Here is a 26,304-nt window from a genome sequence, read left to right on the forward strand (position 1 = left end):
GTGCTTACCTCCCGGTTCCGGCGTAGACGACGGCTTCCTCGGTGCCGCCCAGGTCGAACGCCTCGTGCAGCGCGCGCACGGCGTCGTCGAGCTGGGTGTCGCGGCAGACCACCGAGATGCGGATCTCCGAGGTGGAGATGATCTCGATGTTCACCCCGGCCTTGGCGAGCGCCTCGCAGAAGACCGCGGTGACGCCGGGGTGCGAGCGCATGCCCGCGCCGATCAGCGAGACCTTGCCGACGTGCTCGTCGAAGAGGACCTGCTCGAAGCCGATCTCCTCGCGCACCTTGTCCAGCTGCTCGACGGCGGTCGCGGCGTCGGTCTTGGGCAGCGTGAAGGTCAGGTCGGTGCGGCCGGTGGCGACCTGGGAGATGTTCTGCACCACCATGTCGATGTTCAGCTCGGCCTCGGCGATCACCCGGAAGATCCTGGCTGCCACACCCGGGTGGTCCGGGACGCCGGTGACGGTGATCTTGGCTTCGGACCGGTCGTGCGCGACGCCGGTGATCATGGCCTGTTCCACGGGAAGGTCCTCCATGGACCCGGACACGATGGTTCCGGGCTTGTTGTTGAACGACGAGCGGACATGGATGGCGACGTTGTTGCGGCGCCCGTACTCGACGCAGCGCAGCATCAGCACCTTCGCGCCGCACGCGGCCATCTCCAACATCTCCTCGTAGGTGATGTTGTCGAGCTTCTTGGCGTTGGGCACGATGCGCGGGTCGGCGCTGTAGACGCCGTCCACGTCGGTGTAGATCTCGCAGACGTCGGCGCCGAGCGCGGCGGCCAGCGCGACGGCCGTGGTGTCGGTGCCGCCGCGGCCGAGCGTGGTGATGTCCTTGGTGTCCTGGCTGACGCCCTGGAAACCGGCGACGATGGTGATCGCGCCCGCGTCGATCGCTTCCTGGATGCGGCTCGGCGTGACGTCGATGATCCGCGCCTTGCCGTGCACCGAGGTGGTGATCACCCCGGCCTGCGAGCCGGTGTAGGAGCGGGCCTCGGCGCCGAGCGAGTGGATCGCCATCGCCAGCAGCGACATCGAGATGCGCTCGCCCGCGGTGAGCAGCATGTCCATCTCGCGGTCCGGCGGGACCGGGGACACCTGGCTGGCGAGGTCGAGCAGGTCGTCGGTGGTGTCGCCCATCGCGGAGACCGCGACGACCACGTCGTTGCCCGCTTTGCGCGTCTCGACGATCCGTTCGGCCACTCGTTTGATTCGTTCAGCGTTTTCCAGCGATGATCCGCCGTACTTCTGGACGACGAGCGCCACCGAACCTCCTCCGGACGACGGCCCTGCCGTGCCCGCACTGGTGGCGCGGGCGCGACGGATGGGCCTTCTGCACAGGCTGTACCTGGACCGCGCCATCGCAGTCTCCGGGCAAGCCTACTCACCAGAGCCACCCCGTCCACCAGTGCGTTTTCGCACTTCGCAGCGCCACCACCTCGGAGAACGCCTTCCCGTTGCGGCGTGTCGCGGGGCATCGTGTGGCAGAGCCCACGACGACGCGCCGGGCTGAGCGGAGATCCGTTCGCCGGTCGGGGCCCGAGGTGGAGGATCTTCGGTGCCACGGGTGACGAGTCGTCTCCCGCCGACCAGCGCGGGCGTGACGGTATTCACACTGACTGAAGGGGTTCTCGTGACGGAACTGAGTGCGCACCGGCCTGCCGAGTCGAGCGCGCCGCTGCACGAGCTGATCCGCGACCGGTGGAGCCCGCGCGTGCTCGACCCGAAGGCGGAGATCACCGACGACCAGCTGCGCGCGCTGTTCGAGGCCGCGCGCTGGGCACCGTCGTGGGGCAACAGCCAGCCCGCGCGCTACCTCGTCGGCAGGCGGGGCGAGGAGACCTTCGAGCGGATCTTCGCGACGCTGAGCCGGGGCAACAAGAACTGGGCCGCTCCAGCGGGCGCGCTGGTGCTCGGCATCGCCAGGACCCGCAACGACGAGGGCGAGCCGATGCCCTACGCGGAGTACGGCCTCGGCCTCGCGACGCAGAACCTGGTGTTGCAGGCGGTGGCGGAAGGCCTTGTGGCGCATCAGATGGCGGGCTTCAGCGCCGAGGCGGCCAAGGCGGCGTTCGAGCTGCCCGAAGGCGTGGAACCGTTGGTGGCCATCGCGATCGGCCACTTCGGCGACGGCGTCGACGTGGACCCCTCGATCGTCGAGCGCGACACCAAACCACGTCAGCGCAAGCCGCTGTCGGAGCTGGTTTTCGGTGCTGGGTGGGGAACTCCCGCGTTCTAGGCCGTGTCCTGCAAGTCTCGCAGTTCACCGGTCTTCAAGTCCCACAAACCCCCGCCTTCGCGGTCTCCAACGACGGCAAACCTCATCGAGAAAGGGGTTCGGTGGTCTTGAAGACCGGCGAACCTCTGGCACGCCGTGACCGGGACCCACAGCTCAACCGCTTACAGGACAGGGCCTAGGCGGTGATCCGGCGCAGGAGCTTCACCACGAGCGCCGTAGCCACCAACCAGAAGATTGCCGCCGTCCCGTAGTTCACCAGGACCGCCGTCTCCGGGCGCTCGGCGGGGAACAGGTCACGGAAGGCGAGCGCGAGCGGATCGGCCCACGCGCGCACGAACTGGGTGATGCCGTTGTCCGGGTTGGCCCCGCCGACGGTGAGGATCACGTGCACCACCAGCAGGACCGCGATCAGCGTGCCCGCCCAGCGGATGACCTGGGCGAGCACGCCGAGGACCGCCTTGGTCTGCGCGGCGCCCCCGCCCTTGCGGCGCTCAGCGTGGTTGGCCATGCCGGCGAGTCTGACAGGACATCAGGCCGTGCGGCGCAACAACCTCACCACGATTCCCGTCACCACCAGCCAGAACACGATGGCCATGCCGTAGTTGAGCAGCAGGTCCATCGTGGCGTTGCCCGTGGCGAACAGGTTCACGAACCACAGCGCCAGCGCACTCGCGGCACTGGCCACGAACTGCACGAGCGCGTTGGCCTCGTTCACCGAGACCAACACGAAGATCACGTGTGCGAGCAGGATGAGCGCGATGACCGTCCCGATCGCCCGAACGACGGACGCGACGACCGAGCCACCACTGCGAACGCGGTCCCTGGCAACCATGAGGACGTCCTTTCCCTCGGCACCTGTCACCCGACCGTGTACCCCTCCCGCCCCCTCCACACACCTCCGCCGTCTTGACCGCACCGGCCCTGAACGACCCCTTCAGTGCGCTCAACGCACCAAACGACCCGTTGAGGTACTTGAACGCACTAAACGACCCGTTCAGGGCTCCCAACGCACTGAACGGGTCGTTCAGGTACTTCAACGCACTGAACGGGTCGTTCACGTGGGTTGAGCGTGCTCAACGAGTCGTTCAGCACGCTCAACGGACTGAATGAGTCATTGAGGGAGTTGAGGTACCTGAAGGAGTCATTGAGGGAGCTCAAGTACCTGAATGAGTCATTCAGGGCGCAGCGGCGCGGGGTGGGTGGCGGAGTGCGGAGGATGGCCCAGGATGTGGGACGTGGGTTTCATCCAGCGGCCCGCGCATGGTTAGTCTGGCGGCGTGGCGGGTGTCCTGCTCCTTCTTCGCCGCGACGGGGTCTGACCAGACCGGCCCCCCGTCGCGGGATTCGGCTGCGGCCCCACGCCCGCCGGTCGACTCTTCCCCGGCAGCAGGAGCTCCCCCAGCGATGACGATCGACCCCGCCACCTTCACCTCGGCGACCAGCAGGCTGAACACCCCTTCCAGGCCCGCCCCCTCGGACCAGCCCGGGTGGAACACCCAGCGCGGCAGCTCGATGCCCTACCACCGCTACCGGCCGTTCGCGGAGCTCGTCGAGCCGATCGCGCTGGCCGACCGGAGCTGGCCGGACAAGGTCATCGACCGGGCGCCGCAGTGGTGCGCGGTGGACCTGCGCGACGGCAACCAGGCGCTGATCGACCCGATGTCGCCCGCGCGCAAGCGGCGGATGTTCGACCTGCTCGTGCGCATGGGCTACAAGGAGATCGAGGTCGGTTTCCCGGCCGCGAGCCAGACCGACTTCGACTTCGTCCGCGAGATCATCACCGATGACGCCATCCCGGCGGACGTGACGATCCAGGTGCTGACGCAGAGCCGCGCGGAGCTGATCGAGCGCACCTTCCAGGCGCTGGAGGGCGCGCACAGCGCGATCGTGCACATCTACAACTCGACCTCGGTGCTGCAACGGCGCGTGGTGTTCAACTCCGACCGCGCGGGCATCATGAAGATCGCCACCGACGCCGCGCACCTGGTGCAGGAGCTGGCGGGCAAGCAGTCGGAGACGAACTTCCGGTTCGAGTACTCGCCGGAGTCCTACACGGGCACCGAGCTGAGCTACGCCGCCGAGGTGTGCAACGCGGTCACCGGGATCTGGCAGCCGACGCCGCAGAACCCGGCGATCATCAACCTCCCCGCCACGGTGGAGATGGCCACGCCCAACGTGTACGCGGACTCCATCGAGTGGATGCACCGCAACCTCGAGCGCCGCGACGCGGTGGTGCTGAGCCTGCACCCGCACAACGACCGGGGCACCGGTGTGGCCGCCGCGGAGCTGGGCTACCAGGCCGGGGCCGACCGCATCGAGGGCTGCCTGTTCGGCAACGGCGAGCGCACCGGCAACGTGTGCCTGGTGACCCTGGCGATGAACCTGTTCAGCCAGGGCGTCGACCCGCAGATCGACCTCTCCGACATCGACGAGGTCCGCCGCACCGTCGAGTACTGCAACCAGCTGGTCGTTCCCGAGCGGCACCCCTACGGCGGCGACCTGGTCTACACGGCGTTCTCCGGAAGCCACCAGGACGCGATCAAGAAGGGCTTCGAGGCCCTGGAGCGCGCGGCCAAGGCCGCGGGCGAGCACGTGGACGACTTCCCGTGGGAGGTCCCCTACCTGCCGATCGACCCGAAGGACGTCGGCCGCAGCTACGAGGCCGTGATCCGGGTGAACTCGCAGTCCGGCAAGGGCGGCGTCGCCTACGTGATGAAGGCGGAGCACCAGCTGGACCTGCCGAGGCGGCTGCAGGTCGAGTTCTCCAAGCTCGTCCAGGAGGTCACCGACAACGAGGGCGGCGAGATCGACCCGAAGGGCATCTGGGACGTCTTCGCCACGGAGTACCTGGACCGCGTCGCCCCCGTGCGCCTCGTCCGGCACCGCCTGTCCGACGACGGCCAGGGCCACGACGAGATCGAGGCCGTTGTCCGCGTCGAGGACGAGGACCACGAGGTCAGCGGTCGCGGCAACGGCCCGATCGCGGCGTTCGTGGACGCGCTGGCCACCGTGGGCTACGACGTGCGCGTGCTGGACTACGCCGAGCACGCCATGTCCGCGGGTGATGACGCCCGCGCCGCGGCCTACGTAGAGACCACCATCGGCGACCGCGTCCTCTGGGGCGTTGGCGTGGACGGCTCGATCGTCACCGCGTCGCTGCGCGCGGTCCTCTCCGCCGTGAACCGCGCCTTCCGCTAGCCCGGGTGTCCCACCGTTCGCGGGCATTGAGTCCGCGAACGGTGGGTACTAGCCCGGAGTGCGGTTGCGGCGGAGTGATCCCAGCGGTCCTGGACTGACCAGGAAGCGGTGCGGGCGCGGTTTCCGGTACTTCGACCGCCACGGTCCCGTCGACGACCCCGAGGTCGTGCGGCGGGTCAAGGAGCTGGTGATCCCGCCCGCCTGGCAGGACGTGTGGATCTGCGCGGCGCCCAACGGGCACATCCAGGCCGTCGGGGTCGACGAGGCCGGGCGCAAGCAGTACCTCTACCACCCCTCGTGGACCGAGCGCCGCGGCTCGGAGAAGTTCGATCGCGTGCTCAAGCTCGGCGCGCGCATGCCGAAGGTGCGCGAGGAGATCGCGAAGCGGCTCGACACCGAGGGTTTGACCAAGGACCGGGTGCTCTCGGCCTCGGTGCGGATGTTGGAGCTGGGCGCGTTCCGGGCGGGCGGGCACGCCTACGCCAAGGAGAACGGCAGCTTCGGGCTCTCGACGCTGCTGCGCGAGCACGTGACGCTGCGGAAGGGCCGCGTCCGGATGCGCTACGTCGCCAAGGGCGGGCAGGACCGCGATGTGGTGATCGACGACGAACAGGTGTGCGACGTGGTTCGCGGACTGCTTCGGAGGCGTGACCGAAATCCGGAACTACTGTCCTATTGGGACGGTCAGCGATGGCACAACGTGCGCTCTCCGGATATCAACGACCACATCCGCGAGATCACCGGAGGTCCATTCACGGCGAAAGATCTCAGAACGTGGAATGGCACGGTGCTGGCGGCGATCGCGCTGGCAGCGGGCCCGCGACCGGATACGAAACGCGGTCGGCAACGCGCTGTGACCGCGGCGATGCGTGAAGTGTCGGAGGAGCTGGGAAACACACCGGCCGTGTGTCGCAAATCCTATGTGGACCCGTATGTGATCGATGCCTTCGAGCACGGAATTCCGACGGGCAGTAGAGTGCTGCGAGGCGGTTCGGCGGAACTCGAGTCGAGCGACACCGGGAACGACGCCAGGAACAGGGTGGACCGCGCGGTGCTGGCACTGCTGCGCAGGGCTCGTCAGGAGCTGGACCCACCGAGCACCATCTGAGGACTTCCTGAAGATGTCCGCGTGGCAGATGCCCCGCGGCCGACGTGAGGCGTTACTGGAATCGTGTCCTTCGCCCAGGCCCCGGAGCTGGCGCTGCTGATGATGTTCATCATCGCGGCCGTGCCGCTGTTGCCGACCGAAGCCGCCGTCATCGGCTGCGCGGTCCTGGCGGCCAACGGCGAGGTGCACCTGGTCACGGTGATCCTCGTGGCCACGGCGGGCTGCCTGGCTTCGGACCTGTTCAACTACTCGATCGGCAGCAGGCTCGGCATGCGCGCGGTCAAGCGCTTCGAGTCCAAGCCGCGCACCGCCGCCGCGCTGGGCTGGCTGCGCAGGCAGCTGGACAACCGGGGCGAGCCGATGATGGTGGCCGGGCGGTTCATCCCCGGCGGCGGCATCGTCGGCGCGGTGTTCGCCGGCGCGTTCCGGATGGGCATGCCGAGGTTCCTGCCGGTGGCCACGATCGGCTCCGCGCTGTGGTCCACCTACGCGACGCTCATCGGCTACACCGGAGGCCAGCTGATCTCCGAGCCGTTCGTCGCCATCGCGCTGTCGATCGGGATGACCGTGCTGGTCAGCCTGCCGATCGGCTACGCGGTGAAGCGCGCGCAGGCCAAGGACGCGGTGCGCGAGCGCGCTGCCGCGGACTACCGCTCCGGCGCCTTCTGACCGTAGGTCGACAGCCGATCGACCGCCTCGGCCATCCGCTCCTCCCCCAGCACACGAGGCAGCAGGCCCGCCGACTGCACGCGCAGGGCCACATCGCACAGCCATTCCAAGTACTTCGCGCGCTCGTAGGCGTCATCGAGGCTGCCGCCGAGAACCACGGCGCCGTGGTTGGCGAGCAGGCACGCGGTGCGCTCGGTCATCGCCACGCACATGTTCTCCGCGAGCTCCGGGCTGCCGTAGAGCGCGTAAGGCGCCACGCGCACGCTCCCGCCGAACAGGCCGAGGTAGTAGTGCACCGGCGGCACCTCGTCGACCAGGCAGGACAGCGCGGTCGCGGCGACGGAGTGCGTGTGCACGACCGCACCGGGCATGGACTGGAGGTAGGCGGCGGAGTGCATCGGCAGCTCGCTCGTCGGCTTGAGCGGCGAGTCCACCAGCGTGCCGTCCAGCTCGCACACGGACACCAGCTCCGGCGTCAGCGCGTCGTAGGACAGCCCGCTCGGCGTGATCGCGATCAGCTCGCCCTTGCGCACGCTGATGTTGCCCGCCGTGCCCACGACCAGTCCCTCGGAGGCCATGAGGCGGCAGACGCGGACGACGGCTTCGCGTTCCTCTTGCAGCAGCACGCGTCCCAGTATGCGAAAGAACGGCCGCCGAGTGTCCTCGACGGCCGTTCCGTTGCCGAACCGCAGATCAGCCGTTGGCCAGAGCCACCAGGCGGTCGTGCGCGCCGTTGAAGGAGTTCTGGTCGATCGGCGTCTCGGAGTACTGCCAGATCGTGTAGAAGCCCCACTTGTGCGGCAGCGTGCCGACGGAGGCCGCGTAGCGCGCGACCCACAGCGGGTTGGTGCTGCTGAAGTCACCGAGGTTGCCGGTGCACTGCGACCACCAGCTGGTGCTGGTGTAGATCATCGGGTAGCGACCGGTGCGGTTCTTGTAGGTGTTGCTGAAGTCCCGGATCCAGTTGACCATCCCCTGCTGGCTCAGCCCGTAACAGGTCGCGCCGTAGGGGTTGTACTCGATGTCCAGGGCGCCGGGCAGGGTCCTCCCGTCCCGGGACCAGCCGCCGCCGTTGTTGACGAAGTAGTTCGCCTGGACGGCGCCGCTGGACTTGTTCGGCAACGCGAAGTGGTACGAGCCGCGGATCATGCCGATGTTGTAGGAACCGTTGTACTGCTGGGCGAAGTACGGGTTCTTGTACCCGGTGCCCTCGGTGGCCTTGACGTAGGCGAACCGCTTGCCCGCGTTCCACTGGGCTTGCCAGTTCACGTTGCCCTGGTGGCCGCTGACGTCGATCCCGGCGACCGCGGCGCGCGTCTCCGCGTCCGCGGGCACGGGATCGGTGAGGCTGCGGGCGCGCTCGGCGGAGACGCCCTCGTGCTTGGCGATCTGCGAACCCATCGGTGTATCGCCCTCAGTGGCGTCACCTCCGGAGGTTTCGCCGATCGGGGTGTCGGGGTTGCCGATCAGTGGGTCGGCCCCGGCGGGGGCCACCGCGCCGAATCCGAGCGCCGCGACCAGCGCGGCGGCGGTGACGACGGATCGTGCTGCTCGCACGGTGATGGACATGCTTCAGCCCTCTTTCGTCCGTTGCAGGGGTGCGGGTGGAGGCAGGGCCACCCACCGGACTGAGGCGATGGTCACAAATCGGGCTAAAAAACCGCTGACATCCAGCGGGAGTTTCGCGGAATTCCCCTGATCAGGCGGTACGCGCACGAGAAGGGGGCGCCCTTTCGGACGCCCCCTCGACTCCGTTCAGCGGACGTCAGGCCTCAGATGACCTCGGTCACAGAGGCCGGTCCCGCAGCGCTGATGTCCGGCGAGATCGTGTCGTTGACCTCGACCAGCTCCGGCTCCACCGCGTGCGGCTGGATCTTGCCGTCGCGGATGTCCTCGGCCCAGTGGCAGGCGACCTTGTGCCCCGCCGAAGATCCGCTTGCGGGATCGAGCGTCGACACGGCGAGTTCGCGCAACACAGGTCTTTCGGTGTCGCACTTGCCCGGCTGCCGCCAAGGACAGCGGGTGTGGAAACGGCAGCCCGTCGGCGGCGCGGCGGGCGAGGGCAGGTCGCCGGTGAGCAGGATGCGCTCGCGGCGGTCCTCCAGCTCCGGGTCGGGCACCGGGACCGCCGACAGCAGCGCCCGCGTGTACGGGTGCAGCGGCTCGGCGTAGAGCCCGTCGGAGGTGGCCTCCTCGACCAGCCCGCCCAGGTACATCACGCCGACCCGGTCGGCGATGTGGCGCACCACCGCGAGGTCGTGCGCGATCACCAGGTAGGTCAGCCCGAACTCGACCTGGAGGTCCTCCAGCAGGTTCACCACCTGGGCCTGCACGGACACGTCGAGCGCGGAGACCGGCTCGTCGGCCACGATGAGGTCCGGGTTCACCGACAGCGACCTGGCGATGCCGATGCGCTGGCGCTGACCGCCGGAGAACTCGTGCGGGTACTTGCGCAGTGCCGTCGACGGCAGGCCCACGGCGGAGAGCAGCTCGCGCAGCCGCTTCGCCGTGGACTCCTTGCCCTTGTCGAGATCGTGCGCGCGCAGCCCCTCCACGAGGATGGACTCCACCGACTGCCTGGGGTCCAAGGAGGACAACGGGTCCTGGAACACCATCTGCATGCGGCGCCGCATCCTGCGCAGCGGCTCGCCCTTCATGGTGGACAGGTCGTTGCCGTCGAAGAGGACCTTGCCGCCGGTGGGCTCGGTCAGCCGGAGCATCGCGCGGCCCAGGGTGGACTTGCCGCAGCCGGACTCGCCGACCAGGCCGTAGGTCTCGCCCTTGCGGATCTCCAGGTCGACCCCGTCCACCGCGTAGACGTAGCCGACGGTCCGGTCGAGCACGACGCCGCGCTTGATCGGGAAGTGCACCTTCATGTCCTGGACGCTGACCAGGGTGCTCATGCGGACACCTCCTGCTCCTGCTCGACGGGGTTGTGGCAGCGCAGCAGGCGGCCGTTGTCGGCCTCCATCACCGGTGTCGTCTCGACGCAGGTATCCAGCGCGTTGGGGCAGCGCGGGGCGAAGGCGCAGGCGTTGGTCCACGGGATGTTGTCCGCGACCGAGCCCTTGATCGGCACCAGTCGCTCCCCGCGCGGCGCGTCGAGCCTGGGGATCGAGGCCAGCAGACCGTGCGTGTAGGGGTGCCTCGGCCGCTTGAACAGCTCGTGCCGCCGCGCCCGCTCCACCACCCGCCCGCCGTAGAGCACGTTGACCTCGTCGCACAGCCCGGCGACGACGCCGAGGTCGTGGGTGATCATCACCAGCGCGGTCTCGGTGTCCTGCACCAGTTCCGCGAGCAGCGCCAGGATCTGCGCCTGGATGGTGACGTCCAGCGCCGTGGTCGGCTCGTCGGCGATGAGCAGCCTCGGCTTGCAGGCCAGCGCCATCGCGATGAGCGCGCGCTGGCGCATCCCGCCGGAGAGCTGGTGCGGGTACTCGCTGAGCCGCCGCGTCGGGTCCGGGATGCCGACCTTGTCCAGCAGGTCAGCGGCGTGCGGCTGGGCGGCCTTGCGGCTCATCCCCCGGTGCCGCTCCAGCACCTCGGTGACCTGGAGCCCGATCGGGATGACCGGGTTCAGCGAGGACAGCGGGTCCTGGAAGACCATGCCGAGATCGCGACCACGGCGGTCGCGCATCTGCTTGTCGGACAAGGACAGCAGCTCGGTGCCCTCGAAGCGCACGGAGCCGGAGATCTTCGGGCCGCGCCGTGGCAGCAGACCCATGATCGCCAGTGAGGTGACCGACTTGCCGCAGCCGGACTCACCGACCAGCCCGACCGTCTGGCCGGGCTCCACGTCGAAGCTGACGCCGTCGACAGCGGTGAAGGGCTCCTCGCCCTTGCGCTGGAACACGACGCTGAGATCGCGAACCTCAAGCAGTGCCAAGGGAAATCACCGCCGGTTCTTCGGGTCGAGTGCCTCGCGCAGCGCCTCGCCCATCAGGGTGAAGCCGAGCGCGACCACGATGATGCAGCCCGCGGGCCAGAACGCCAGGTTGGGGTGGCTGTCGAAGACCTGCTGCGAGGTGCCGAGCATCTGACCCCACTCCGGGACGGAGTCGTCGGGGTTGCCGAGGCCGAGGAAGGACAGCGCCGCCGCGTCGATGATCGCGACCGCGAGCACCAGGGTCGACTGCACGATGACCGGGCCGAGGGAGTTCGGCAGCATGTGCCGGAACACGATCGCGCCGGGCTTCACCCCGAGCGAGCGCGCGGCCAGCACGTGGTCGCTGTGCCGTTGCGCCAGCATCGATCCGCGCAGCAACCGCGCGAAGATCGGCACCTGCACGATCGCGACGGCGACGATCACCGTGTAGATGTTCGGCGGCGAGAAGAGCACTCCGACCGAGACCGCGAGCAGCAGGCTCGGGATGGAGAGCATCACGTCGACCGCGCGCATGACCAGCGAGTCGACCCAGCCGCCGAGCGCACCGGCGAGGGTGCCCAGCACCAACCCGCCGATCAGCCCGAGGACGGTCGCGAGCACGCCGACCATCAGCGTCTGCTGCGAGCCGATCAGCAAGCGGGACAACAGGTCCCTGCCCTGGAGATCACCGCCGAGCGGGTGCCCCGCCTGGGCGGGCGGAATCTCGTTGCGCGCCTTGACGACCTGGTCGGCCAGCATCCGCTCGCCCGGGTCGTGCTGGGCCAGCAGCGGCGAGAGCAGGGCGACGAGCACGAACAGCGCGACGAGCACGGCGCCGATCAGGAACACCGGGTTCCTGCGGAGGCTGCGCCACGCGCTCGCGGCGAGGCTGACCCCGCTGTCGTCGGCCTTCTTCGCGGAGGAGGCGGCGAGCGCGTCCACGCGCTCCTTCTTGGTGGTGGTCACTTCTTCTCCTCCCCTCACCTGGTCCGGATGCGCGGGTCGATCAGCGCGTACGACAGGTCGACCAGCAGGTTGATCACCACGTACACCAGCGCCGCCATCAGGATCACCATCTGCAGCACGGGGTAGTCCCTGCGCTCGAAGCTGATCGCCAGCGCCTCGCCGAGGCCGGGGTAGGCGAAGACCTTCTCGGTCAGCACCGCCCCCGCCAGCAGGGCGCCGGTCTGCAGGCCGATCGTGGTGACCACCGGCAGCATCGCGTTGCGCACGACGTGCCTGGTCCGGATGGTCTGGAGGGTGAGGCCCTTGGACTCGGCGGTCCGCACGTAGTCCTCGTCGAGCACGTCGAGCACCGCCGCCCTGGTGATCCGGAAGATCACCGCGAACGGGATGGTGGCGAGCGCGACGCCGGGCAGGATGAGGTGGACGAAGGCGTCCCACGCCGCGTCCCACTCCTGCGTCAGCAGCCCGTCCAGCACGAAGAACCCGGTGACCCGCGTCGCCTCCAGCGCGTCGGCCTGGCGGCCGTAGGAGGGCAACCAGTTCAGGTTCACCGCGAAGACGTACTTGAGCAGGAACGCGAGGAAGAAGACGGGGACGGCGACGCCGATCAGGGAGCCGACAACGCCCAGGTTGTCCAGCCAGCCGCCCCGGCGCTTGGCCGCGAGGTAGCCGAGCGGGATGCCGAACGCCACCGCGACGACGATCGCGAAGATGCTCAGCTCCAGGGTCGCCGGGAAGCGCTCCAGGAAGATGTCCATGGCGGCGGTTCCCGGTTGCACCCCCGTCGAGGTCCCGAAGTCGCCGGAGAGGGCGCGCCCGATGAACTTGAAGTACTGCGTGATGATCGGCTGATCGAGGCCGAGCTCGGCGGTGAGTCGCGCGCGCGACTCCTCGGTGCCGCGCTCGCCCAGGAGGGCCGAAACCGGCCCTCCTGGGAGCGAGCGCAGCCACGCGAAGAGCAGCAGCGACAACACCGCGACGACCCCGACTAGCTGGATCAGCCGCCGCACGGTGAAGCGGAGCACTGGCTATCCCGTTGTTCTCGTGGTGGGAGGGGGACGATCAGCCCTTGCTGACGGGGCCGAACTCCTCAGCGGTCAGCGGGCTGGGGACCAGGCCCTTGATGTCCTTCTTCAGCACCAGCGCGGGCGGCGAGTGCGAGAGCGGGACGGCGGGCAGGTACTCCTCCATGATCTGCTTGTTCAGGCCCTTGTAGAGCTGGTCGCGGGCGGCCTTGTTCGGCTCCGCGTCGGCCTTCTTCAGGTCGGCGCCGAGCTTGGTGCCCCACGGCGAACCGGCGGTGTAGAAGCGGTTCTCGGGGTTGCCGAAGAAGGTGCCGACGAAGTTGTCGACGGTGTTGAAGTCACCGGTCCAGCCGAGCAGGAACAGGTCGGCCTTGTTCTGGTCGACATCGGTGAGGTAGCCGCCGTTCCACGGCTTCGTGGTCACGTTGATCTTGATGCCCGCCGCCTGGAGGTCAGCGGCGATCGCGCCGTAGATGTCCTTGGGGTTCGGCATGTACGGCCGGGTGACCTCGCTGGGCCAGTAGAAGTTGACCGTCAGGTCGGACGCGCCCGCCTCGGCCAGCAGCTGCTTCGCCTTCGCGGTGCTGTACTCGATCTTCTTGACGTCGGGGTTGTAGCCGTCGACGGTGTCCGGGATGAACTGCGTCGCCACCACGGCGCCCTCGGGCAGCTGCGACTTGACCAGCTGCTCGCGGTTGATCGCGTGCGCGATGGCCTGGCGGACCTTGAGGTCCTTGAGCTTGGCGTTGTTCTTCTGCGTGAAGCCCAGGTACATGACGTTGAACGCCGGGCGGATCGCCACGTTGAAGCCGTCGCGCTTCAGCTGCGCCCAGTCGGCCGGGGCCGGGTAGTCGTAGCCGTCGATGTCCCCGGTCTGCAGCGCCTGCTTGCGCGCGGTCTCGTCGGGGATGATCTTGAAGATCAGCTTGTCCAGCTTGGCCTTGTCCGCGCGGTAGCCGTCGAAGCGGGCCAGCTCGATCGAGTTGTTCGCCGTGTCGTAGTTGACGAACTTGAACGGGCCGGTGCCGGTCGGGTTCTTCAGCGCGTACTCGTTGAAGACGAAGCTGTCGCCCTGCGCCTTGACGTCGTCGGCGTTGAACTTCTTCATCGCGGTCGGGCTCTGCATCGAGAACGACGGCAGGCCGAGCACGTCGGGGAACTTCGACGTGGTCGCGGTCAGCTCGACGACGGCGGTCTTGGGGTCCTTGGCGGTGCAGGACTTGAACAGCGAGGGCTTCGCGCCGTCGGAGAACCCGCCGAAGTTGTCACCCCAGTACTGGGAGACGGCGTCGCTCTGGCCCGCGCCCTTCTGGTTGTACCAGCGGTTGAAGTTCGCGCAGACGGCCTCGGCGTTGAAGTCGGTGTTGTCGTGGAACTTCACGCCCTCGCGCAGGGTGAAGGTCCAGACCTTGCCGTCCGGGGAGGAGGACCACTTCTCGGCCAGCTCGGGCGCGGCCTTCGCGGTGCCCGGCTCGAAGCCCACGAGGCCCTCGAAGATCTGCCGCGAGATCCGGAAGGTGGCGCCGTCGGTGGCGTAGAACGGGTCGAACAGCTTCGGTGCGCCCTCGGCGCCGAAGGTCATCGTTCCGCCGACCTTGCCCTGTCCCGCGTCGTTCCCGCGCTGCGACTGCGCGCAGGAGGCGAGGGACAGTGCGGTGACGCCGGCGACGCCGATCACCGCCAGCCTGCGCATGGGGGTTCTGAGCGCAGTGAATTTCTTGGGCATCGCGCACACCTCATGGTCCGATGTCACTGTGTGTGGTGGCCGACACTAACCCCTTACGAGCTCGTTGCCGAGTGCTCCAGGTCACGATCCGGCCACGCAGAACGTCGTAAGATCGGGTGAATTTTCGCCGGTGTTACCCGCGAGTCACACCGCTTTCTGGCGTCAACCGGCTGGTACTACCGGAGGTGTTCCGCGAGGAGCACGTCCGCGGCCTCCCTGGTGCCGTCCACCGCGAACCAGCCCGCCTCGAAGTCCTGCCAGCGGGAAAGCGGTCCCGCGCAGGTTTCGCCATCCCTGGCAACAGCCCTCTTCAGGCGATGCTCGCGATCACCGGAACAGACCCACACCAACACGGACAGCGACGACCTGATCGAGCGACGCCCGCTGGAGACGCCCTCCAGGACCAGGATCTCGGGCGTGTCGATGCGGACTTCTGAGCCCGTCCGGGGCAAGCCATCCGACCATTCGGTCCGCCGGTAAACGGCGGGCTCACCGCGCCGGAAAGGTTCGAGTGCTCCACTGGCGAGATTCGGCCACCACGACACCGGCTCGTCCCAGGTCGCGAAGTCGTCCGTCGGCACCAGCGCCGTGCGGTGCTCCCCCAGCGCCTCGACGAGGGCCTTCGCGAAGGTGGACTTCCCGCCGCCCGACGGCCCGTCCACCGCGACCAGCTTCACCCGGCCGAGGCGGGCGGGTGCCGCCTCGACCGCGGCGAGGACGTCCGCGAGGGTGCTCACATGGCGCGGCGGCCGGAGAGGGCCCGGCCCAGGGTCAGCTCGTCGGCGAACTCCAGGTCACCGCCCATGGGCAGGCCGGAGGCCAGGCGGGTCACCGTGAGGCCCGGGAAGTCCTTGAGCATGCGCATCAGGTAGGTCGCCGTCGCCTCGCCCTCGGTGTTCGGGTCGGTGGCGATGATGATCTCCGAGATGTCCACGCCGTCGAGCGTGGTGCCGATCCTGGACAGCAGCTCGCGGATGCGCAGCTGGTCAGGACCCACGCCGGACAACGGGTCCAGTGCGCCGCCGAGCACGTGGTAGCGGCCCTTGAACTCCCGCGTGCGCTCGATCGCGAGCACGTCCTTGGGCTCCTCGACCACGCACACCACCGACAGGTCGCGGCGCGGGTCGCGGCAGATGCGGCAGGTGGTCTCCTCGGAGACGTTGCCGCACACGTCGCAGAACTGGATGCCCTCCTTGACCTTCTGCAGGACCTCCTGCAACCGGGTCACGTCGGCGGGCTCGGCCGCGAGCAGGTGGAAAGCGATGCGCTGCGCGCTCTTCGGCCCGACGCCGGGCAACCGGCCGAGCTCGTCGATCAGGTCCTGGACCGGTCCCTCGTACACGTCGCTCCGTGCCTACATTCCGGGGAGCTGGAACCCGCCACCGAGGCCGCCCGCCAGCGGACCCATGGTGCGCTGGGCCAGCTCCTGGGCGTTGGTGTTGGCGTCGCGGACCGCGGCGACCACCAGGTCGGCCAGCGTGTCCGGGTCCTCGGGGTCGATGACCTTGGGGTCGATCGTCAGCGCCTTCAGCTCGCCAGCGCCCGAGACGGTCGCGGTCACCAGGCCACCACCGGCGTTGCCGGAGACCTCGGCGTCGGCCAGCTCCTGCTGGGCGACCATGAGCTGCTGCTGCATCTGCTGGGCCTGTTGCAGCATCTGCTGGATGTCGGGCATGCCACCGGGCTGCAAGACGGCTCCTCTCGGCGAGCTGTGCTCCGGAAAGGCACAGCATGCGGTCAGGGTAGTCGCGCACCGTCTGGCACCGTGTACCGCGTGCGACGCCGCGATTTGAGCATCTTCCTCGCCGGATCGGTTGCCCTGGTCTTCACCGCCTGCGGTGGACCTGCGGAGACCCCACCGTCGAGTGCCGCGCCCGAACCCACCTCGATGTCCGTCGGGAGTCCGCCGATCACCGCCGATCCGACGACCGCCCCCGCGAGCCCCAGCACGAACGCGCTCGCCGGGAAGACCGTGGTGCTCGACCCCGGGCACAACGGTCGCAACTCCTCGAACCCCGGCGTGATCAACAAGCCCGTCCCCGACGGCCGCGGTGGCTCGAAGGCGTGCAACACCACGGGAACCGCCACCAACGCCGGCTACTCCGAGCACGCCTTCACCTGGGACGTCGCCGTCCGCGTCCGCGAGGCGCTGACCGCGCGCGGCGTCAAGGTGGTCATGACGCGCGAGGACGACAACGGCGTCGGCCCCTGCGTCGACGAGCGCGCGAAGATCGGCAACCGGGCGAGCGCCGACGCGGTGGTCTCCATCCACGCCGACGGCTCGAACTCCGCGTCAGCACGCGGTTTCCACATCATCTACTCGGCGCCGCCGCTGAACGCCGCGCAGCGCGAACCGTCGACGAAGCTCGCGGGCGCACTCAGGGACACCTTGCGCGCCAAGGGTTTCCCGGTGTCCAACTACATCGGCTCGAACGGTCTGCACGGCAGGCCGGACATCGCGGGCATGAACCACACCACCCGCCCGGCGGTCATGGTCGAGTGCGGCAACATGCGCCACCCGGAGGACGCCGCCCAGCTCTCCAGCGCGGCGGGGCGGGCCAAGTACGCGAGCGCGATCACCGACGGACTGCTCCGCTACCTGGGGTAACCGGCTAGCCCAAGCGGTCTCCGGCGGGCGCCGAGTTGGTATCGATCGCCCGGTCGGGGACGGCGACGGCGGGTCGGAGAGTTATCACTGCACCCATGAGCAGCACCCTCGCCGACATCGTGGTTGCGAAGGACGCCACGCGCATCGCCCTGTCCGTGATCAGCGCGCTCGTGCTGCTCGCGGGGGTCTACTGGCTGCTGCGCAGGCGCACCACGCGGCGCTCACTGCTGCGCGCCCGCGTCGAGGAGGTCGGTGACGCCTCCGGCGGCAAGCGCGGCGCGACGCTGTGCCTGGTGTCCGGGGCGCGCGACGGAGAACTGGTCGAGCTGGCACCGACCCGCCTCAACGTCGAGGTCGGCGACGAGGTCCAGGTCCACCCCTGCCTGGAGCACCCCGCCGCGCTCCGGCTGACCGGCACTCCGCGCACGGTGATGCCCGGCGCGTTGATCGGCTACGGCGTGCTGTTGCTCGCCGCCGCGTGGATCGCCCCACCCGGGGCCGCCGAGCTGGTCGAGCTGGCCCCGCTGGTGTTCCCGCTGTTCTCCGGCCTGCTCGTGGTGACGGGGATCGGAGTGCTCGTCGGCGCGCTGCGCTTCGCGCGGGCCTCCCGCAAGGTCGGCGGCATGATCGTGGCGCACCGCTCGCGCTCCGGCGAGACCACCTACGAGCCCCAGGTGGAGTACGAGATCGACGGCCGCGTGCGGCGCAGCTGGACCGGCGCGCGCAGGCAGAGCTCCGCCGACGTGGGCAAACGCGTGTGCGTCTACGTCGACCCGCGCGCTCCCGCCGTCGGCACGCTCTACACCGTGTGGACGTGGATCTTCCCGATCACCCTGCTCGTGCTGGGCCTGGTGGGCCTCACCACCGGCGCCGCCTTCCTCCGCTGGTGGTGAAAGGGCCGAGCGCGCGGCGTTCTGCGGGTCATGGGTTCGCCGGTCTTCAAGACCACTCGACCCCCACCACAATCGTCTTCAACGACGGCAAACCTCGCGAAGTCATGGGGTTTGAGGCGGTTAACGATGATCGACAGGGGGTTGGGGGGTCTTGAAGGCACCTCACCCCCGGTTACGCCGTGACCGGGTCCTCGGCTCAACCACGCGCGGGACGGGGCCTAGTCGATGCGGCGGGCGCCCAGCGGGCTGAAGAGCTTGATGATCTCTTCGTCCGGGTCGTGCTGCTTCACGTCCGGGCTGCCCATCGGGGCCGCGGCGACCTCGTCGAGCATCGCCTCCTCGTCCTCGCGCTCGGAGGCGGGGTCGGGCGGCGGCGGCTCGTCGAAGTCGGCGGGCGGCTCCGGCGGCGGGGGCTCGTCGGAGGCCGGGGCCGACGCGGAGCGCCGGACGGGTTCGGGCCGACGGGCCGGAGCGGGGGCCTGCGGTGCGGCAGCGACAGCGGTGTCGGCGGAGGACTGCTGTTGCTGGGGTTGCTGCTGGCTGCGGCGCTGCACCACCGGGCGCTCCGCCGCCGGCTTGGCGGCGGCAGCGCGCGCGGGCGCGGCGGCGGCGTTGCCCGCCACGCAGCGGACCTGCCACTTCCCGCCGAGCACGCTCTCAACGGCCGCGGCGATGACCTCGCTGTTCCTCGGGTCGGACAAGCGCTTGGCCAGTGCCTCCGCCGTGTGGGTCAGCGTGATCGCGTTGCCCTCCACCGACTGCACGACGGCGTTGGTCAGCATCGCCTCGGTGCTGCGGCTCTGCGCGCGCACGGCGGCGAGCAGCGCGGGCCACGACTGGCGCAGCGTCGCCACGTCCACCGCGCCAGGAACGCCGGAGGCAGCAGCGGGAGCGGCCGGTTCGGGCTCCGGTGCAGGAGCCGGTGCGGCCTGGACCGGAGCTGGCGCCGGAGTCGGCGTTGGCTCGGGAGCGGCTGGGCGCTGCGGCGGCTGGGCGACGGGCTCGGGCTGGGCCTGCGGCTCGGACGGGGCCTGCGAACGGCGCTGGAACGTCGGGCGGTCCCCTGCGGGCGCGGGCGACGCGGCGGCCGGAGCCGGTGCGGGAGCGGCCGCGACGGGGGCACCGGCGGGAGCCGGAGCCGCGGCAACGGGCGCAACGGCCGGGGCACGCCGCTCGAGGCGGTCGATGCGGTCCAGCAGCGCGGCCTCGCTGTCGGCGGCACCGGGCAGCAGCATCCGCGAGCAGAGCAGCTCCAGCACCAGGCGCGGAGCGGTCGCGCCGCGCATGTCGATCAGTCCTGTGTGGACGATCTCGGCGTAGCGGGTCAGCGTGCCCGCGCCGATCTTGTCGACCTGGCCGAGCATCGTGGTCAGCTGCTCCGAGGGCGCGTCGACCAGGCCGCGCTCGCCCGCGTCCGGAACGGCGTGCAGCAGCACCAGGTCGCGCAGCCGGTCGAGCAGGTCGGTGGCGAAGCGGCGCGGGTCGTGGCCCGCCTCCACCAGCCGGTTCACCGTGCCGAAGACCCCGGCACCGTCGTGCGCGCCGAGCGCGTCGACCATCTCGTCGATCAGCGCGACGTCGGTGACGCCCAGCAGCGAGACGGCGCGCGCGTAGGTCACGCCCTCCGGCCCGGCACCGGCCAGCAGCTGGTCCATCACCGAGAGCGTGTCGCGCGCCGATCCCCCACCAGCGCGGATGACCAGCGGGAACACGGCGGGCTCGACCGCGACGCCCTCGTCGGCGCAGATCCGCTCGACCAGCTCGCGCATGACGCCGGGCGGCATCAGCCGGAACGGGTAGTGGTGGGTCCGCGAGCGGATGGTGCCGAGCACCTTCTCCGGCTCGGTGGTGGCGAAGATGAAGATCAGGTGGTCCGGCGGCTCTTCGACGATCTTCAGCAGGGCGTTGAAGCCCTGCGTGGTGACCATGTGCGCCTCGTCGATGATGAAGACGCGGTAGCGCGACTCGGCCGGGGCGTAGAACGCGCGGTCGCGCAGCTCCCTGGTGTCGTCGACACCACCGTGGCTGGCCGCGTCGAGCTCGACGACGTCGACGTTGCCGCCGCCCTCCGGCGCCAGTGCGACGCACGAGTTGCACTCGCCGCACGGATCGGGCGTCGGGCCCTGCACGCAGTTGAGCGAGCGGGCCAGGATGCGCGCGCTGGAGGTCTTCCCGCAGCCGCGTGGGCCGGAGAAGAGGTAGGCGTGGTTGATCCGCCCGGCCCGCAACGCCATGCGCAGCGGGTCGGTGACGTGCTCCTGCCCGACGACCTCGGAGAAGCTCGCCGGGCGGTACTTGCGATACAGGGCCAGCGCCACGGCTCCGCACCTTACTGGCGAGCACCGACAACGGGAGAATCCGGGCCCGTCAGGGCAGGGGCACCTGGAGACAAAAGGGGACCCCACGCACCTGCCAGAGCCCGCTTATCCTTGCTGCCTTCCGGCCCTGGGGAGGTTCACGAGATGCGCACCGCATGGGGTCCACGGAAAGTGTAGCGCGCCGCTCATCCGAGCGTGTACAGGGTCGCCGCCAGGGAGAAGCCGAACAGCACGGGCCAGTAGGCGATCCTCGGCAGCAGGTTGTCCCGCCAGCGCACCAGGATCGTGGGGTTGCGCCCGGTCACCAGCAGCGCGTTGATCGCGCTCAGCAGCACGACCAGGTACAGCACGAACGAGTAGTACTCCAGGTACACGATGCCGGGCGCGGCCGTCGCCTCCCTGATCGCGTTCTGCCGGACGGCGATCACCAGCACCATGCTGACCGCGAAGCTGATCACCCCGAACGAGGTGAAGCCGACGAAGGTCCTGCGCAGCTCGTCGCCCCGGGTGGTGACGAACAGCGCCGCGAACACCAGCACCGCGATGAACCCCGTCGGCACCAGCGTCTCGAACAGCGGCCCGTGGAACTGGCGGCTGACCAGCAGGTTGAAGTACAGCTCGGGGAACGGCGGCCGGTCGGCGTACCTGCCCTGCCCGAAGTTCGTCGTGTAGTCGTGCCGCGAGTAGCTGAACAGCGTCGACTGCGGCTGCCACCGCGCGGTGACGAACTGGGGGTCCAGTCCGTGCATCGCGCTCGCCTCCCACGGCCTCGGATACGCGTCGAAGTCCGGCGTGAGCACGACGCGGCGGTCCAGGTCGGGGTGCCACATCCGGACCCACACGTCCTGCCGGTCCAGCGGGTAGCGCGTGTAGTCGAACTTCTGCACGAACGCGGTCTTGAAGTACCACCCGATGACCTCCGCGCCGGGTTCGCGGTGGCGGTAGGCCTGCTTCGCCGGGTAGGAGTCGTCTGCCTCCGGCAGCACCACGCCGCGCGCGACCGATGCGGGGATGTCGTCGCTGTAGCGCTGCCAGACGTAGCCGCTGACCTTGACCTCGTTGCTGTTGGCGAACTGGATCGACTCCAGGTAGACGCCGGTCGGCACGCGCCACGGCCTGCTCTCGGGCGGCAGTTCGCGTGCGAGGAAGGCGTTCGAGCTCTCGGCGGAGGTGACCTCGGAGCCGATCACCACGTGGTGGTCGTCCTCGTGCACCAGGTGCCACGTGCCGACGAGCCCGGCGAGGCAGAGGGCGCTGATCGCGGCTGAGCAGATCCAGTAGTGGCGGGGCTCGCGCCCGAAGGGCCGGACGACGAACACCACGAGCGCCGAGAGGAACACCACCGCCAAGCCGACGAGGGCGGGCAGACGAGGCCGCTCCGCGAGCGCCAGCGCCGCGATCAACCCCGCTCCCGAGAGCACGCACAGCGCAGCCGTCGTCCGCATCAGCCAGCGATGAAGACCGGCCCTGTCCCGATCCATGGCGAAACACTGACCCGATCATGTCCGCGCCGCCCGGTGTGCCCGGCGAAATCAGCCGGTCGGAGTCCTCGGTCACATCTGTCCTGCCAACGGCGGACAGGAACGCGAAACCGCTTCCTCCGAGCCACTAACCTGCGCCGATGCGCAACGTGGTGCTCGTCGACCCGTACTCGACGGGCAGTGCCCTGGCCCCCGCCTTCGCCGAACGCGGAGTCCCCGCCGTCGCGGTGCTCACCACACCGGAGCCGACGGCGTCCTTCGCCGACACCTGGCACCCCGAGCACTTCACCGAGGTCTTCGTCCTCGACGACGCGGACAAGCTCGCAAGGCGGCTGCGCGAGCTGGACCCGCTGTGCGTGCTGCCGGGGACCGAAACCGGTGTCGAAGCGGCGGAGCACCTGTCCGAGCTCGTCCTGCCCGGGCAGAGCAACGTCGCGGAGCTGTCCTCGGCGCGGCGCGACAAGTGGCGCATGGGCGTGGCGCTGGCCGACGCGGGCATCCCGCACCTGCGGCAGCTGAGCGCCTCCACCGCCGACGAGGTCGCGGAATGGTTGCGCGCCAACGACCTCGACCGCTCGGCGATCGTGCTGAAGCCGCAGAACAGCGCCGGGGCCGACGACGTGTTCATCGCACGCCCGGGTGAGGACTGGCGCGTGCCGCTCCACCGCATCCTCGGCGCGGTGAACCGCTTGGAGCTGACCAACACCAGCGTGCTCGTGCAGGAGCTGGCTGAGGGCGTCGAGTACGCGATCGACACCTACTCCGTCGGTGGCGCGCACGGGCTGGTCGCGGTGTGGCGCTACGACAAGCGCGCCGAGGGAAACCGGCTCGGTGTCTACCTTTCCGCGTGCGCGGTGTCTCCCGACGATCCCGCTGTCACCGCCGTCGCTGACTACGCGCGGCGCGTGCTCGACGCCGTCGGTGTGCGCAACGGTCCGGGACACGTCGAGGTGATGCTGACCGCGTCCGGCCCCCGGCTGATCGAGGTCGGCGCGCGGCTCGCCGGTGGCGACCAGCAGTACCTGTCCCGCCTCGCCGTCGGCGACTCGCAGCTCGAGCGCACTGTGCGCCATTGGGTCGACGGCGAGGGCGCGATCGCGGACTACCGGCTGCTGCGCCACGCGCGCTCGGTCTACCTTTCCGCGCCCGAGTCCGGGGTCCTGCGCGGCGCTGCGCGGCTCGGGCGGCTCCGGGAGCTGCTGCCGACTCTGCACAAGGTCGACATTCCGCACCGCGACGGCTCGCGGGTCGCCCGCACGGTGGACCTGTGGACCAACCTCGGCCACGTCGTCCTCGCTGCCGAGGACCCTGCCGCCGTCGCCACCGACGAGGCACTCCTCAGGGAAATCGAAGCGGAACTCCACGTCGAACCGTCATGATCGGGGCATGAGCGGACAGGTCATCGTCCTCAGCGGACCGCCCGGTGCGGGCAAGAGCACCGTGGCGCGCCTGCTCGCCGACGAGTTCTCCTCCAGCGTCCACCTGCACACCGACGACTTCTACGCGTGCATCCGGCGCGGCTCCGTGCTCCCGTACCTTCCCGAGGCCCAGCACCAGAACCAGGTCGTCACCGGCGTCATTGCCACCGCGGCCTTCGGCTACGCCGCCGGGGGTTACGACGTCATCTGCGACGGTGTGGTCGGACCGTGGTTCCTCGACGCGTTTCGCAGGCCTGGCAACGACTTCGCCGTGCACTACGTGGTGCTGCGCCCCGACGAGACCACCACCGTGACCCGCGCGGCCGCCCGGGGCGCCGACGCACTCACCGAGGAGGAGCCGGTGCGTGCGATGCACCGCCAGTTCGCCGACCTCGGAGACTGGGAGCGCCACGTCATCGACTCGGCCGACCTCGACGTCGACACCACCGCCACGGTGGTGCTGGAAGGCATCGCGCGGGGCGTCTACCGGCTGCCGGACCCCGTCTGACCCCCCGTTTTGGGCCGCAACACCCTCCTCCGGTAAAGTCTGCGACGGAGGATTCGCATAGTGGCCTAGTGCGCACGATTGGAAATCGTGTTGGGGTAAAACCCTCGCGGGTTCAAATCCCGCATCCTCCGCGGACAAGGCCCCGGACGCCCAGCGTTCGGGGCCTTCGTCGTCCTCGGGCCTCGTTCAGCAGACCGCGACGAGCTGACCGCTTTCCACCGTGCCCGCGTCCTGGGCACGAATGATGTCGCTGATCGTGGTGTCCGCGTTCCACCGCATCTCGTCGACGCTCTTCCCTCCGTCGGTGGGTGCACCGGTTCCGAGGAACTGGGTGCGGATCATGTCCTCGGCCACGTTGATCACCACGCACGCGGCGTCCTCGGCGGCCAACTGGTCAGTGATCCATCCGATGGTGTCCCCCGGCGAGTTCTCCCACCAACTCCTGGTAGGTCTTCCGACCACCGATCAATTCGGGCAGCTGGGGCTGCTGACACCCCATCCGAACTGGTCGTAGTCGGTGAGCATCACGTCAATGATCACGGGTCCTCTCGCCCGGTGTCGTGCAGCACCAAGAGCAGGGCCCGGCTCATGTTGAGCAGCGTCTCCAGCGCGGCCGCGTTGTCACCGTCCCGCGGCGGCGCCCCGTCCAGGAACGCGACCGGCTGCGGAGCGGCGAACAACGGGTGGCGAATCTCTTCGTCCGACACGGCTGTGCTCTCTCTCAAGTGGGAAGCCTTCACAGGTGCGTCAGTTCGAGGTGGACCCGGAGCACCCCGTGGACGTCGTCGAGCTGAACGGAGTGCTCCCATGCGATGTCGATGGGACGCTCTCCGGTCAGAAAAGCCCTCACAACGTTGAGAACGGGCACACCGCTGTGTTCGTAGACCGGCCGACCCTCGGCTGTGCGCGGGTCGACGACGACAGCAACCCCTTGTTCCCAGTAGGACCTCAGGCGTATCGCCTGGGGCATGCCGTCGGCGTCGACCGCGACGAGAGCGGTGTGCTCGTCAAGCACCTGAGCGAAGTCGACGTTCTTCGCCCTTCTCGAAACCGCTTTGACCAGTTCTTGCCGAGCGGGCCACAGCTGCCCGAAATCCGTGGCGACGTCGGCCAGCACCGTCCCGCTCATCCCTGTTCTGAGGAGCGATCTCAGAAAGTGGGCCTGCACGAGCGCGGGAAGCGGAAGACGTCCCTCGCGCACCCCTTCCACCAGTTCTCGTCTCATCCAGCTCCGGATGGCCCTTAACGGGATGTCCAGGTGGAACGCCGCTTGAGCGATCGTCAACATGGCCGCACCATCTCAGGGAGGATGTTGTTGCCACCAAGGCAATCCGTCACTCGACCTGATGAACAATCGAGCTTCTTCGCTCCTTCATCGCGGCCGATAGGCGTCCCGACGGTGACTGACCGCCAGGACGACCACCGTCATCGTGTTGTCCTGGATCGCGTAGAGAACGCGATACTCACCGCGCCGTGCGCTCAGGACCCCGTCATAGGGCTCGTCGAGCGGTTTACCCAGGCGACGCGGGTTCTCGGCCAACGGGCCTGAGATCAGTTCCAGCAGTGCAAGAGCCGCCTCGACCGGCAGCTTGTTCATCCCCCGTCTTGCGGTAGCAGAAAATTCGATCTTGTAGGACGGCGGAACGGTCATGGAGCGCGGCGAGCCTCGATGTCCGACTCGATGTCCGCGAGCGAGTACGTACGACCGTCGCGGAGATCTCGCAGGCCATCGCGCAGCTGCTGGACGAGATCGTTGTCCGACAACACCTCGACGGTCTCGCGGAGACGGTGCAGTTCTCCAGAAGGAACGACGTCGGCAACGTGGTCGCCGTGCGCGATGACGGCAACGGTCTCGCCGCGCTCCGCGCGCTGGACCGCCGCTTCCCACTTCAGGCTCTCGGCGGCGCCCCGGACCGCGTCGGCGTACTCCTCGCTGATCGCGACAAGATGTGCCATCGCACGCTGGCGCGCACGCTCGTCTTGGTGCGCAGCGGCCTCGCGGACCGCTTCATAGGCCGTCCTGACGCGTGCGACCCAATCCTGGTCACTCTTCCGCACTTCGCGGAGCTCGTCGGCGGACACCCTGGCGGAATGCTCGTTCATGGCCCTCCGATCCGGTCTCACGATGACAGAGCCACCCTCAGCAGAATACGCCCTACAGGCGCCCACTTCCGTTTTCATTCGTCAGAACCCTTCGCGTCGTGCAGGATCGTCACTCCTGAACGATGGCAGCGGAAGGGGGTTTGCCGCGCTGGCAAACGATCCCTCGATGTGCTGA

Annotated in this window: 28 protein-coding genes, 1 tRNA gene and 1 other RNA gene; 9 read left to right on the plus strand and 21 right to left on the minus strand. The window is 69.1% G+C overall.

The genetic code is table 11. The features are described 5' to 3' along the window. Positions 1 to 4: 4 nt before the first annotated feature. Positions 5 to 1,270 (minus strand): aspartate kinase, encoded by a 1,266-nt coding sequence (locus ABD798_RS06930; protein WP_344871794.1) that lies wholly within the window; start codon positions 1,268 to 1,270, stop codon positions 5 to 7. Between the two features lie 367 nt (positions 1,271 to 1,637). Between ABD798_RS06930 and ABD798_RS06935 the strand changes: the two genes are divergently transcribed. Then, on the plus strand, positions 1,638 to 2,243 hold the full coding sequence (locus ABD798_RS06935) for a nitroreductase family protein (RefSeq protein WP_344871796.1): 606 nt from the start codon (positions 1,638 to 1,640) through the stop codon (positions 2,241 to 2,243). 175 nt (positions 2,244 to 2,418) lie between these two features. Here ABD798_RS06935 and ABD798_RS06940 read toward each other — a convergent pair whose 3' ends face one another. Both ABD798_RS06940 and ABD798_RS06945 read right to left on the minus strand, forming a co-directional pair. Further along, the gene (locus tag ABD798_RS06940) at positions 2,419 to 2,751 is read right to left on the minus strand and encodes a hypothetical protein (protein WP_344871798.1); all 333 of its coding nucleotides are present in this window, start codon (positions 2,749 to 2,751) and stop codon (positions 2,419 to 2,421) included. 21 nt (positions 2,752 to 2,772) lie between these two features. Further along, positions 2,773 to 3,075 carry a hypothetical protein gene (locus ABD798_RS06945; protein ID WP_344871800.1) on the minus strand — a complete coding sequence of 101 codons (303 nt, stop codon included), beginning with the start codon at positions 3,073 to 3,075 and terminating at the stop codon, positions 2,773 to 2,775. A 572-nt stretch (positions 3,076 to 3,647) separates the two neighbouring features. Here ABD798_RS06945 and leuA point away from each other — a divergent pair. The 3 genes from leuA to ABD798_RS06960 all read left to right on the plus strand — a co-directional run bounded on the left by leuA (position 3,648) and on the right by ABD798_RS06960 (position 7,218). Beyond that, entirely contained in the window at positions 3,648 to 5,441 is a 1,794-nt protein-coding gene (leuA, locus tag ABD798_RS06950; protein ID WP_344871802.1) for a 2-isopropylmalate synthase, read from the plus strand. A 58-nt stretch (positions 5,442 to 5,499) separates the two neighbouring features. After that, on the plus strand, positions 5,500 to 6,549 hold the full coding sequence (locus ABD798_RS06955) for a DNA topoisomerase IB (protein ID WP_344871804.1): 1,050 nt from the start codon (positions 5,500 to 5,502) through the stop codon (positions 6,547 to 6,549). A gap of 63 nt (positions 6,550 to 6,612) precedes the next feature. Then, entirely contained in the window at positions 6,613 to 7,218 is a 606-nt protein-coding gene (locus tag ABD798_RS06960) for a DedA family protein (protein ID WP_344871806.1), read from the plus strand. On the opposite strand, the gene ABD798_RS06965 is transcribed toward ABD798_RS06960, so the two are convergent. The 10 genes from ABD798_RS06965 to ABD798_RS07010 form a co-directional block, all read right to left on the minus strand. After that, the gene (locus ABD798_RS06965; RefSeq protein WP_344871808.1) at positions 7,197 to 7,844 is read right to left on the minus strand and encodes a class II aldolase/adducin family protein; all 648 of its coding nucleotides are present in this window, start codon (positions 7,842 to 7,844) and stop codon (positions 7,197 to 7,199) included. The two genes, ABD798_RS06960 and ABD798_RS06965, sit on opposite strands and share 22 nt — an antisense overlap. 67 nt (positions 7,845 to 7,911) lie before the next feature. Continuing rightward, on the minus strand, positions 7,912 to 8,787 hold the full coding sequence (locus tag ABD798_RS06970; RefSeq protein ID WP_344871810.1) for a lysozyme: 876 nt from the start codon (positions 8,785 to 8,787) through the stop codon (positions 7,912 to 7,914). 203 nt (positions 8,788 to 8,990) lie between these two features. Further along, positions 8,991 to 10,121: an ABC transporter ATP-binding protein gene (locus tag ABD798_RS06975; protein WP_344871812.1), complete on the minus strand. Its 1,131-nt coding sequence runs from the start codon at positions 10,119 to 10,121 to the stop codon at positions 8,991 to 8,993. Beyond that, the gene (locus tag ABD798_RS06980; protein ID WP_344871814.1) at positions 10,118 to 11,104 is read right to left on the minus strand and encodes an ABC transporter ATP-binding protein; all 987 of its coding nucleotides are present in this window, start codon (positions 11,102 to 11,104) and stop codon (positions 10,118 to 10,120) included. The genes ABD798_RS06975 and ABD798_RS06980 overlap by 4 nt, the downstream gene beginning before the upstream one ends. 6 nt (positions 11,105 to 11,110) lie before the next feature. Then, positions 11,111 to 12,025, minus strand: coding sequence for an ABC transporter permease (locus ABD798_RS06985; RefSeq protein WP_344872914.1), 915 nt, complete (start codon positions 12,023 to 12,025; stop codon positions 11,111 to 11,113). Positions 12,026 to 12,063: 38 nt separating this feature from the next. Next, entirely contained in the window at positions 12,064 to 13,074 is a 1,011-nt protein-coding gene (locus tag ABD798_RS06990) for an ABC transporter permease (protein WP_344871816.1), read from the minus strand. A 37-nt stretch (positions 13,075 to 13,111) separates the two neighbouring features. Beyond that, a complete protein-coding gene (locus tag ABD798_RS06995) occupies positions 13,112 to 14,800 on the minus strand; it encodes an ABC transporter substrate-binding protein (RefSeq protein ID WP_344871818.1) in 1,689 nt (562 codons plus the stop codon). Positions 14,801 to 14,976: 176 nt separating this feature from the next. Beyond that, on the minus strand, positions 14,977 to 15,537 hold the full coding sequence (locus tag ABD798_RS07000) for a uridine kinase family protein (RefSeq protein ID WP_344871821.1): 561 nt from the start codon (positions 15,535 to 15,537) through the stop codon (positions 14,977 to 14,979). Continuing rightward, positions 15,534 to 16,142, minus strand: a complete 609-nt coding sequence (gene recR, locus ABD798_RS07005) for a recombination mediator RecR (RefSeq protein WP_344871823.1) — start codon at positions 16,140 to 16,142, stop codon at positions 15,534 to 15,536. Before recR ends, ABD798_RS07000 begins: the two co-directional genes overlap by 4 nt. Positions 16,143 to 16,154: 12 nt before the next feature. Next, on the minus strand, positions 16,155 to 16,475 hold the full coding sequence (locus ABD798_RS07010) for a YbaB/EbfC family nucleoid-associated protein (protein ID WP_344872916.1): 321 nt from the start codon (positions 16,473 to 16,475) through the stop codon (positions 16,155 to 16,157). A 99-nt stretch (positions 16,476 to 16,574) separates the two neighbouring features. Here ABD798_RS07010 and ABD798_RS07015 point away from each other — a divergent pair, with 99 nt between their 5' ends. Together ABD798_RS07015 and ABD798_RS07020 are read left to right on the plus strand one after the other, a co-directional pair. Next, complete coding sequence (locus ABD798_RS07015; RefSeq protein ID WP_344871825.1) at positions 16,575 to 17,408, plus strand: N-acetylmuramoyl-L-alanine amidase; 834 nt, start codon at positions 16,575 to 16,577, stop codon at positions 17,406 to 17,408. 95 nt (positions 17,409 to 17,503) lie between these two features. After that, positions 17,504 to 18,301 (plus strand): DUF3592 domain-containing protein, encoded by a 798-nt coding sequence (locus ABD798_RS07020; protein ID WP_344871827.1) that lies wholly within the window; start codon positions 17,504 to 17,506, stop codon positions 18,299 to 18,301. 218 nt (positions 18,302 to 18,519) lie between these two features. Here the strand turns inward: ABD798_RS07020 and ABD798_RS07025 are convergent, their stop codons facing one another. The 3 genes from ABD798_RS07025 to ABD798_RS07035 form a co-directional block, all read right to left on the minus strand. Further along, positions 18,520 to 20,619 (minus strand): DNA polymerase III subunit gamma and tau, encoded by a 2,100-nt coding sequence (locus ABD798_RS07025; RefSeq protein WP_344871829.1) that lies wholly within the window; start codon positions 20,617 to 20,619, stop codon positions 18,520 to 18,522. Positions 20,620 to 20,691: 72 nt separating this feature from the next. Next, positions 20,692 to 20,786, minus strand: an RNA gene (ffs, locus tag ABD798_RS07030) — signal recognition particle sRNA small type. Positions 20,787 to 20,804: 18 nt separating this feature from the next. Beyond that, entirely contained in the window at positions 20,805 to 22,100 is a 1,296-nt protein-coding gene (locus ABD798_RS07035; protein WP_344871831.1) for a hypothetical protein, read from the minus strand. 140 nt (positions 22,101 to 22,240) lie between these two features. Between ABD798_RS07035 and ABD798_RS07040 the strand changes: the two genes are divergently transcribed. The 3 genes from ABD798_RS07040 to ABD798_RS07050 all read left to right on the plus strand — a co-directional run bounded on the left by ABD798_RS07040 (position 22,241) and on the right by ABD798_RS07050 (position 24,157). Next, positions 22,241 to 23,479 carry an ATP-grasp domain-containing protein gene (locus tag ABD798_RS07040; RefSeq protein WP_344871833.1) on the plus strand — a complete coding sequence of 413 codons (1,239 nt, stop codon included), beginning with the start codon at positions 22,241 to 22,243 and terminating at the stop codon, positions 23,477 to 23,479. Between the two features lie 7 nt (positions 23,480 to 23,486). Beyond that, a complete protein-coding gene (locus ABD798_RS07045; protein WP_344871836.1) occupies positions 23,487 to 24,026 on the plus strand; it encodes an AAA family ATPase in 540 nt (179 codons plus the stop codon). 46 nt (positions 24,027 to 24,072) lie between these two features. Continuing rightward, positions 24,073 to 24,157: transfer RNA gene (locus ABD798_RS07050), tRNA-Ser, on the plus strand. 55 nt (positions 24,158 to 24,212) lie between these two features. Here ABD798_RS07050 and ABD798_RS07055 read toward each other — a convergent pair. The 5 genes from ABD798_RS07055 to ABD798_RS07075 all read right to left on the minus strand — a co-directional run bounded on the left by ABD798_RS07055 (position 24,213) and on the right by ABD798_RS07075 (position 26,129). After that, positions 24,213 to 24,488: a hypothetical protein gene (locus ABD798_RS07055; RefSeq protein ID WP_344871838.1), complete on the minus strand. Its 276-nt coding sequence runs from the start codon at positions 24,486 to 24,488 to the stop codon at positions 24,213 to 24,215. Between the two features lie 74 nt (positions 24,489 to 24,562). Beyond that, positions 24,563 to 24,733 carry a hypothetical protein gene (locus ABD798_RS07060; protein WP_344871840.1) on the minus strand — a complete coding sequence of 57 codons (171 nt, stop codon included), beginning with the start codon at positions 24,731 to 24,733 and terminating at the stop codon, positions 24,563 to 24,565. Positions 24,734 to 24,762: 29 nt separating this feature from the next. Next, on the minus strand, positions 24,763 to 25,314 hold the full coding sequence (locus ABD798_RS07065; protein WP_344871842.1) for a DUF433 domain-containing protein: 552 nt from the start codon (positions 25,312 to 25,314) through the stop codon (positions 24,763 to 24,765). 84 nt (positions 25,315 to 25,398) lie between these two features. Further along, on the minus strand, positions 25,399 to 25,677 hold the full coding sequence (locus ABD798_RS07070) for a type II toxin-antitoxin system RelE family toxin (RefSeq protein WP_344871844.1): 279 nt from the start codon (positions 25,675 to 25,677) through the stop codon (positions 25,399 to 25,401). After that, the gene (locus ABD798_RS07075) at positions 25,674 to 26,129 is read right to left on the minus strand and encodes a hypothetical protein (protein WP_344871846.1); all 456 of its coding nucleotides are present in this window, start codon (positions 26,127 to 26,129) and stop codon (positions 25,674 to 25,676) included. Before ABD798_RS07075 ends, ABD798_RS07070 begins: the two co-directional genes overlap by 4 nt. Positions 26,130 to 26,304 lie beyond the last annotated feature (175 nt).

This window comes from Allokutzneria multivorans (assembly GCF_039537405.1).
GTDB classification, from domain to species: domain Bacteria; phylum Actinomycetota; class Actinomycetes; order Mycobacteriales; family Pseudonocardiaceae; genus Allokutzneria; species Allokutzneria multivorans.